The following is an 8437-nucleotide window of genomic DNA, read 5'->3' as shown; positions in this document are numbered from 1 at the left end:
TGCCCCATGAAGCGTTTTGTCAAGTGCTTTTTTGAGTTATTGACGCTAATTATCGTGAAAGTGCGAAAGTGCAAAGTGCAAAGGGTCTGCGTTTTGCACTTTCAGCTTGCGGGTTCGGGTGGCTGCTTCTTCTTGATGAAGTTGTACCATTGACCGCCGACACGCCTTGCGCCTAAAATGCCGCCCATGTTGCGCTTGGCGTTCTGTACTGTCCTCTCGGATATTCCGGCTTCGGCTGCGGCTTTTACAATGTCCTCGCTGGCAAGCTCTTTTCCGTCTGCCAATAGGTCAAGTATCAGCCTTTCGGCTTGCTCGGTCTTGGTGGCGGTGTTCCCGCCCGCGCCGGACAGCAGTTCGTCGGCGGTGATGTCGTATTCGCCTATCCACGAAAAGCCCGTTTTCGGGTCAAGGCAAAAGGCAACGGGCTTGCCCTCCGGCGCAAGGGAAGATTTGTCATGGACGATAACGCGCACATTCGGTTCTCGCTTCACGCGCCCGATCAGTAGGACGCTCCTTGCTGCGGCGCGGAAGTCGATAGAACCTAAGCCCCGGTATGCGCTCTGCCCTCCGGCAGCTTTGTTGAGATGTCCGATAAGGATAACGGCACACCCGGTACGCTCGGCAACATCGGCAAGGCGGCGGAAGATAGGGCGCACTTCGTTAGCCTTGTTCATGTCGGCTTTGTCGCCCATGTACGCCTGTATGGGGTCAAGGATAATCAGCCGCGCCCCGTTCTGCGTAATTGCTTTCTCTATGCGCTCGTCGGACAGGGTAAGCTCCCGCTTGGCTTCATCAATCACAAGCACGCGGTCAAGGTCGGCTTCGGCTTCTATTAAGCGGGGCTTGACGGTATCGCCCAGCCCGTCCTCGGCGGTCTGGTAAATTACTTGGAATGGCGGCAAGGGCTTCATTCCCGGCAGCGTTCCCCCGGTGGTGCAGGCGGCGGCAAGGCGTAGGGCAAAGGTGGTCTTGCCCTCGCCGGGATTGCCTTGCACAATGGTTACTTTCCCAAAGGGAATATACGGCTCCCATAGCCATTCAACGGTCTGTGTATCAACCTCGCTCATTCGGATAATCTCAACGGTTTCTTCCTGCGGCGGCTCTTTCAAGCCGTAAATCGCTTCCCGGATATACTTCCCGTCCGCGATTTCTGCCCGGTGCTGCAATACCTCGTTCCAGTCCTTGTAAAGCGGCACAAGGCGGTGGACGGTCAAGCCCTCCGGCACAAGCTCTGCAAGGCGGCTGCAAGCATCGTTTCCGGCTTGGTCGCTGTCAAGGCAGAGATAGACGGTCTGAATGTCTGGACGGTCAGAGAGGAAGCGTAAGAGGGCTTTCTCGCCTACGCCGCCCAACGATAAATAGCTCTGCTTCTGCCAGCCCTTTTTGAACAGGCAGAGGAAAGATAAGAGGTCTATCGGGGCTTCAAAGACAAACAACCTTTCGCCCTCGCCACGGTAGCAGAAGTTAAAGGATTTGTCGCTGCCTTTCACATCAAGCCGAAAACTCCCGGCTGTGCCGCGCTGATGGGCGTATCGCGGTATGCCGCTTTCATCTCTGCCGACGAATACGGCGTTATGGTGGGCGGCTTCCTCGTAAATGTCGCCATTGGAAAGAAAAAAGCCCGTCACATCTTCATCAATGCGGCGGGCTGCTGTGAGGTAGTTCCTCGCTATGCGGTTGTCGGTGCTGCGGGGTGGCAGTCGGAAGTCGGATAGGGGCGCGGGGCAATGTCTGTCCGGCGGCGGGGCGGCTCCTTTTTCGCCTGTCAGCAGTTCAACGGCTTCGGTGAAGCTCTTGCCGAAAAACTCCATGACAAAATCAACGGGGCCGCCGCCCTTGCTCTGGCTGTGCCTGTACCATTTGTTTCCCCGGACGGTCAAGCTGTCGTGCCGTTTCCAACGGTATTCATTCCCGGCGCGGGTAAGCTGCTCGCCCTGTGATTGCAGGAAAGAAACAAGGTCGGCTTGGTTGGCGCGGTCTATCTGCTCTTGGGTGTAATACATGGTTAATACCTCTCTTTCTGTGGTTGAATTGTTCATAGTTTTGAAGTAAAATAAAGTCAACAAACTTGAATTTGACAAAGGAGTGTGATTGTATGAAAAGGCAACTGCAAGGTATAGCATTGATTTTAGTTAGTATCCTGCTGATGTTAGGATATGGCAATGTGGCTTTTTTTGATTTAAGTTTCAAATGGGCTTTAATCTTTTCAGTTATCGGCATTACTGGCGTTATAATGACATTTTTACCCGATAAGAAGTGAACACATTCCTTTGTCGGATGGGAATAGAGGACGGACAGGCAAATCAGCTTGCCCGTCCTTTTCTTTATCGCTCCTGTTCCTGCCGCTTGGTGTGGTTCTGTGTCTGCTCCGGCTGCTCGGCTTTCAGTGCAATATCAACGCACTTGCGTATCTTCTGAAGCTCGGCAACCTCGGCGCGGGTAGCTTTCAGTTTGGTGTAGTCGGTATCTCTCTGCTCTTTGAGGTCGGCGTATTCATGTTTCCATTTGGAGATAGGCAGCGTCTTTGTATCTGTCAGATTTGCATGGAGATAGCGGCTTGCTGCGTTCCATAGGGTCAGTTCGGCGCGGTGGGCTTCCTCATACTTATCCCGTTTGTTCGTCCAGCCGTTTTTCAGCTTTTTCAGTTCGGCATGAATGGGCTTATACTGCAAATAATTCTCGCCGTTCTCTATCAGCTTTTGCAGTTCTTTCATGCGCTGCTCGGCGGTTTTCATTCCCTCCCGGATTGAATAGGCTCTATCACTGACAGAGGAAAGGGCTGCGTCCAGCTCATCAAGATTAGAGATACCATGCTCGGAAAGATAGTTGACCGCCGCCGCTATGGTTTTCAGTTCTTCGGCTGCGTGCTGCTGTTGCCAACGCTGTGAATACTTCCGGCTCTTTTCTCTCTGAACGCTCAAATACTTCATCAACAGATTTGCGAGGTCGGGAGATTGCGACGGCTGTTCTGGGGCGGTTTCCCGCGCTTTGAACAGGTCGGCAATCCATTCTTTGAGCTTCCCAATCTGCGCCCGGATTTCCCGGATAAGGCGGTTTGCCTTTTGAATATTGCGGTTCAGTTCGCCTTTCTCGGTGGCGATACCTTTCTTCTCCATCTGGCAAGCCGCCACGCCCATGTGGACGGTGGGTATCTCGTCAATGCCGCGCTCGGCGTTGCTGCGGTGGTCGATACGCTCCGGGCTTCCGTTCCTCTCCAAAAAGTCGTTGGTATAGTCAGCCCATGCCTTGCGCCAAACAAGCGCATTCTCTTGGCTGTTCCAGCCCGTGAGGTCAACCTTGTGCGTCTTATATCTGCCGCTTGGCAAGCGGATACGCTCACCGTTTTCATCAAGGTCATATTCCTTTTTGGACTTTGCCGCCCACGCGCCGCGCCCGTCAAGGGGGCGCATGGTAAGCATGATATGACAATGGGGATTGCCGCTGTCGGTGTCGTGAATGGCAAAATCCACACACATTCCTCTGGAAACAAATTGAGAGGAACAGTATTCCCGGACAAGCCGGATCTGTTCCTCTCTGGATAATTCTATGGGGAGCGCCGCGTCAATCTCTCTGGCAAGCTGGGCGTTCCCGGCTTTCTCGTAAAGCTCCACGCTGTTCCACAAGGTTGAACGGTCAGCGAATGAGGGCGGTGCGTGGGGCGGCAGCATGATTTCTGTATGGGCAACGCCGCCTTTGCGGGTGTAGTCATGGGTCATTCCGTCCCATTCGTTTGTCAGCTTTTCGCCGCTTCGGTAGGCGGCTGCGGCAACGGCTGATTTGCCTTTTCCTCGGCTCACAATGCCGATGTTCCAATGGTAAATGGCTATGGGTATCACCTCCCGGATAGGATAATAAAACCCGCAAAAACAGTACAGACGCCAACGGCGGGTGTACTGTTTTTGTGGGTGTGCAGGGATAGCCGCGAAGCGGCGCAAGGGGTGCAGCCCCTTGTTGCGGCAAAGCCGCCATATCGGAGCGCGGGGAAATCTCCCTGCGCGGAGATAAGCCCTCGGCAGAGCGCACACGCCCGTAAGGGTGTATAAGTGCGCCCTTTGTTCCAAAGGGATTTATTCGGCGTTCCCGCTTTCGGCTCGTTTTTTCAAAAACTCCCGCGCTGGCTCACTGGTTAGGGCAAGCCGGAGAAGCGCAGCGGCTTCCTCGTCGGTCATGTTCTTTGCTTCCGGCACAACGCTTTCAAAGACCGCGCCCCGGACAATAAGGCGGTGGCTGCGCGTTCTGCGTTCCTCTTTGGATAGCTTCTGACGCAACATTTTTTCCCGGTTCTCAAACTGCTGGATTTTCTTCTTTCCGTCCTCAATCTCGGCTTGCAATTCCTCGCGGGTTTTCTCTCTCGGTTTCGTCATGGGTGGTCGCTCCTTTCTGTCCGTAGACATAGAAAAAGGACAGTCGATTTGCTCGGCTGTCCTGATGGTAGTATTAAATTTTCATGGGGTTATCCGTTGAAAGAACTTAGGTCAAGCGCACCATTATTTATCAGCTCTTGGATAATGGTAGCCAAATCGTTTTTCACACTTTCGCTTTCAGTTTTTGCACCCGCATTTTCAACGTATACGGTGCTATCTCCCAACTTAAAGGTCGCATAGTAAATTACATTCTGTTCTCCCACGCTGTTCCGGTCTGTTACAAAATATCCTGCCGTCACGCTTGTGCCATTTACTTCGCTACTTTCTTCACTTCCTACAATCTTCGTATCAAGTAGTGCTATATCCGTTGTAGATATTACCACTTTGGCATTTTCGATTTTTCCCTCAAAACCAATCAATTCTTTGTTGCTGTCGGAAACAGTATCATCAACACGAAAAACTGCATGAGCTGTAACGGTCAAGTTTGGAAAAAGAGATGCAGCTTCCGTTTCCGTAAGTTGCCTTGTTGTTATAGTCCCGTCAATGTCAATGCTTGAGCCAGCAGTTTCCGATTTTACAAAGATGATTTCATTTCCGTTGTCCAAAGTGGCAATGTCAGTTTTGTTCCCGAACAATCCACTTTGAAATACGCCTACGCCTAAAACAGCAATTACTGCAAAGCAAGCCGCCATAGCTCCCCACTTAACCCAACCGGGTTTCTTTGCTTTCTTTTTGTAGTTAAGGGCTTCATCGACATATTTTGTGTCAAGCTCGCTCATAGCGTCGGAAAACTTCTTTGCGTTCATACGAATACCTCTCTTTCAATCAAATATTGCTTCATCTTCTCGCGGATACGGGTCAGCCGGACAGAAATGTTTTTTTCTGAAAGCCCCATAAACTCGGCTATGTCCTTATAGCTGTCGGAAAACCAATAGCGGCGCATGAAAATAACGCGGTTTTCGGTAGTCAGCGTGTCTAAAAATGCTTCAATGATACGGGCTAACTCTTTGGCTTCGATTTCTGCTTCTACTGTATTCGGGGCTGCTATACAGGCTTCAATTTCTTCCAAAGCAATCGTGTAATGGCTGCTCCGTTTGGCTGCTTCCTTTCTCCAATAGACTTTGAGTGAAATGTTCCGAACGATTTTAACAAGATAAGATAGCAGCGGGTTAGGTCGTGCCGGGGGAATGGCGTTCCATGCGCCTAAATAAGCGTCGTTTACACATTCCTCCGCGTCTTGTCTGCTGCCTACGATATGGTAGGAAAGATTGTGGCAGACCTTTCCGTATTTTATATCCAGCTCTCGTATGCCTTGTTCTGAACGTCCAAAAAACATTTCTATGATTTTTTCGTCGTCTATCATCTCACCGCCTCCTTTCGGGCTTCACCTATGTACTACGGTTTCAGCGGCAAATACTACATCTAATCCGAAACTTTTTCAAAAAAATTATAGCACATCTTTTTGAATAGGGTGTGTCAAGTTGCCGGAATGTTTCTTTGCCGCTTTGCTGGCGGCGTTCCTCCGTTCTTCGCTGTATGGGGCGGTCAGACGGAAAGAGAAACGCCCCTTTACAATCTCAAACTCCATGCAACCCGTTTCGGGGTCTGCGTCGGTCTGGCGGCACTGGTCGGGGTACTGTCCGGAGTAGGCGGCAAGCCGCTTCTTTAAGTCGGTGTTGTGTGTGCGGATATGGATAAGGGGGTCTTTCTCGTCAAACCATATATCGGTGGTCTTTTCCTGCTTCGTAAGCCCTGTTCTCATAAACTCTCCTTTCTGCGCCCCTGTTACGCAATAGGGGCATTTTTCGGGTGTTTTTCTTGGCTCTTGACTTGGGGAAAATGAGGATTTTCAAATAGAAACCGCCCGGACAGGGAGTGTATCGTCGGGGCGGCTGTTATCGCAAGATTTCTGTTTTTTCCGGCTCTTGACCGTCAGACGCGGATAAACGCGAGCTGTCGGCAAGTACCAGTTTGAGCAGCTTGTCGCGGAATGTTTCTGTGCTGCTGTGATTGAAAAATAACTCCGCAACAATGGTCTGCCCGTTCCTCTGGGTCGTGATGATACTGTCGGGGGTCTGTTCTGCCATAGGCGGCTCCTTTCTTTGGGCGCAAAAGAGGGATTTCCCGTAGTTCGGAAAATCCCTCTTGGTTGACGGTTATTCTGTTTTACTGTGTGGGCTGTGCGGCTGCCTGTGCCTTTCGCCTTGCCCGGTATTCCCGCGCTTTCATGCGGTCATACTCCCGTTGCTTTTCAAGATTTCTCGCCCGGTACTCCTTTGAATACTGCCGGTGATAGGCGCGGCTCTTTTCCTTTTTGGCTTCTTCGATTTCCTCCCGCATTTGCCGGATTTCCTGCTCGGTCGGTTCTGCAAGCTGTGTCACTTCATTCTCAAACTTGCCGATATAATTGAAATATATGCTGATGTGCTGGATTGCGTATCTCGCCCTTTTCTGGTCGCGCTCATGCACTTCAATCCGGCTGATAAACTCGTTGAGAATGGTGGGTGTAAGGTCGGTAAAGGCGGCATGGCGTTCCGTCAGCTTCAAAAACCTCTGCGCCCGTCCTCCCGCGTTCTCATAAGCGGATAGCTGCTCTTGTAGCGTGGCAAGTTCCGCTTTCAGCGCGTAGTATTCTTCTGAATACTTCTGCGACATCTGCTCATAGCGGTCTTGCGGGATCGTGCCGAGGGCGTTGTCCTCATAGAGCTTGTTCAGCACCTTGTCAATCTGTTCAAGGCGTGTCGTGATTTGCGGAATACGCTTCTGCTGTTTCTTGGTCTGGTCGGTCTGCTGCATGGCAAGGTTCTTTTTCACTAAGGCTTCAAACTCCGCCCGATTGCTGATAGAATAGTCCTCGATTTTCTTCAGCACTTCCGTGATGGTCTGCATGAGCAAGTCCGCGTCCATGATGTGCGGGGAGTGGCATTTAGGGTTCTTGGCTTTTCCCTTGTGGTACTCGCTGCAATAGGCAACATGGCGCTTGCCGCCGTTCCGGTAATCTATACGAATGTGCATTTTTGCGCCGCAGTCCTTACAGAAAAGCAAGCCGGACAGAGGGTGGATTTCCCCGTCCCCGTTGGGGCGTTTGACGGGCGCGTTTTTCAAAATCCGCTGTACGGTTTCAAAATCGCTGCGGCTGATAATCGGCTCATGCACATTTTCTGTGATGTGCCACTGGCTCCGGTCTACATAGTGGTTATGTTTATCCCGGAAATGCTTTGTAGTCTTGAAGTTGACCACATCGCCGCAATACTCCTGCCGTGTGAGGATATTGGTCAAGGTGGCTTTGTTCCACTTGCAGCGGTTATCCTCGTTGAGTGTCTTATTTTTACAGGTTCCCCGCCCGCGGTCTTTCATGTAGAAAGTGGGGGACGGGATTTGTTCCTGTGTCAGATATACGGCGATTTGGTTTCGGTTTTTCCCGTCCAAAAACAGACGGAAAATAAGGCGTACAACCTCGGCGGCTTCCTCGTCGATTATCCAAAAGTCCTTGTTATCCGGGGCTTTGATATAGCCGTAAGGGGCTTCGGTGACAATCGGCTTTCCACTCATGCCTTTGGTCTTAATGCCCGTTTTCACTTTCTTGCTGATGTCCTTTGCATACCACTCCGACATGATATTGATAAAGGGCGCAAACTCCAATGTGTCGGGCTTCTCGCTGTCAATGCCGTTGTTGACCGCGATAAAGCGCACATTGTTCCGTCTGAATATCTCCATCGCATTGCCTACTTGGAGATAGTCGCGCCCCCAGCGGGTAAGGTCTTTCATAATGCAGACACCGATTTTCCCGTTTTCCACATCGTCCATCATGCGGGAGTAGGCGGAACGGTCAAAAAATCTGCCGCTTTCGTCATCGTCGATGTAGTGCCGGATATTGGTCAGGTGCTGCCCTCTGGCATAGTTCTCCAAAAATATTTTTTGGTTCTGTATGCTGTTGCTCTCGCCGCCGTCCCTGTCCTCGTCGCCCACGGAAAGGCGGGAGTAAAGGGCTGTAATTTTGCTATAATCAGTCATGTGCATAACCTCCTGTGCGTCCATGTATGTGTCATTTACACTTAAAATTATGCACTCCA

9 protein-coding genes are annotated in these 8437 nt (G+C 51.2%); 1 reads left to right on the top strand and 8 read right to left on the bottom strand.

Going from position 1 to position 8437, the window contains the following annotated elements:
• Positions 1-101: 101 nt before the first annotated feature.
• Complete coding sequence (locus AAAU26_RS01860) at positions 102-2003, bottom strand: AAA family ATPase (protein WP_227619716.1); 1902 nt, start codon at positions 2001-2003, stop codon at positions 102-104.
• A 92-nt stretch (positions 2004-2095) separates the two neighbouring features.
• Between AAAU26_RS01860 and AAAU26_RS01855 the strand changes: the two genes are divergently transcribed.
• A complete protein-coding gene (locus AAAU26_RS01855; protein ID WP_158538937.1) occupies positions 2096-2260 on the top strand; it encodes a hypothetical protein in 165 nt (54 codons plus the stop codon).
• 64 nt (positions 2261-2324) lie between these two features.
• On the opposite strand, the gene mobQ is transcribed toward AAAU26_RS01855, so the two are convergent.
• From mobQ to AAAU26_RS01820, 7 genes are all read right to left on the bottom strand, one after another.
• Complete coding sequence (mobQ, locus tag AAAU26_RS01850; protein ID WP_196032425.1) at positions 2325-3836, bottom strand: MobQ family relaxase; 1512 nt, start codon at positions 3834-3836, stop codon at positions 2325-2327.
• 231 nt (positions 3837-4067) lie between these two features.
• Positions 4068-4364, bottom strand: coding sequence for a DUF3847 domain-containing protein (locus tag AAAU26_RS01845; RefSeq protein ID WP_196032418.1), 297 nt, complete (start codon positions 4362-4364; stop codon positions 4068-4070).
• A gap of 89 nt (positions 4365-4453) precedes the next feature.
• Positions 4454-5170 (bottom strand): hypothetical protein, encoded by a 717-nt coding sequence (locus AAAU26_RS01840; protein ID WP_005922899.1) that lies wholly within the window; start codon positions 5168-5170, stop codon positions 4454-4456.
• Positions 5167-5727 (bottom strand): RNA polymerase sigma factor, encoded by a 561-nt coding sequence (locus AAAU26_RS01835; protein ID WP_196032420.1) that lies wholly within the window; start codon positions 5725-5727, stop codon positions 5167-5169. The genes AAAU26_RS01840 and AAAU26_RS01835 overlap by 4 nt, the downstream gene beginning before the upstream one ends.
• Positions 5728-5811: 84 nt before the next feature.
• A complete protein-coding gene (locus AAAU26_RS01830) occupies positions 5812-6126 on the bottom strand; it encodes a hypothetical protein (RefSeq protein ID WP_055061395.1) in 315 nt (104 codons plus the stop codon).
• 133 nt (positions 6127-6259) lie between these two features.
• Positions 6260-6451, bottom strand: coding sequence for a transposon-encoded TnpW family protein (locus tag AAAU26_RS01825; RefSeq protein WP_006060444.1), 192 nt, complete (start codon positions 6449-6451; stop codon positions 6260-6262).
• A 79-nt stretch (positions 6452-6530) separates the two neighbouring features.
• The gene (locus AAAU26_RS01820; RefSeq protein ID WP_055061394.1) at positions 6531-8402 is read right to left on the bottom strand and encodes a recombinase family protein; all 1872 of its coding nucleotides are present in this window, start codon (positions 8400-8402) and stop codon (positions 6531-6533) included.
• Positions 8403-8437: the final 35 nt, after the last annotated feature.

Origin of the sequence: Faecalibacterium longum, assembly GCF_040094125.1 — a bacterium.
GTDB lineage: Bacteria > Bacillota > Clostridia > Oscillospirales > Ruminococcaceae > Faecalibacterium > Faecalibacterium longum.
This window is presented reverse-complemented; position numbering and strand designations above follow the sequence as displayed.

Bases quoted from the DNA above. Each gene is read 5' to 3' on its own strand.
- AAAU26_RS01835 (WP_196032420.1), bottom strand. From the start codon at position 5,727: ATGATAGACGACGAAAAAATCATAGAAATGTTTTTTGGACGTTCAGAA.
- AAAU26_RS01830 (WP_055061395.1), bottom strand. From the start codon at position 6,126: ATGAGAACAGGGCTTACGAAGCAGGAAAAGACCACCGATATATGGTTT.
- AAAU26_RS01860 (WP_227619716.1), bottom strand. From the start codon at position 2,003: ATGTATTACACCCAAGAGCAGATAGACCGCGCCAACCAAGCCGACCTT.
- AAAU26_RS01840 (WP_005922899.1), bottom strand. From the start codon at position 5,170: ATGAACGCAAAGAAGTTTTCCGACGCTATGAGCGAGCTTGACACAAAA.
- AAAU26_RS01820 (WP_055061394.1), bottom strand. From the start codon at position 8,402: ATGGACGCACAGGAGGTTATGCACATGACTGATTATAGCAAAATTACA.
- AAAU26_RS01825 (WP_006060444.1), bottom strand. From the start codon at position 6,451: ATGGCAGAACAGACCCCCGACAGTATCATCACGACCCAGAGGAACGGG.
- AAAU26_RS01845 (WP_196032418.1), bottom strand. From the start codon at position 4,364: ATGACGAAACCGAGAGAGAAAACCCGCGAGGAATTGCAAGCCGAGATT.
- AAAU26_RS01855 (WP_158538937.1), top strand. From the start codon at position 2,096: ATGAAAAGGCAACTGCAAGGTATAGCATTGATTTTAGTTAGTATCCTG.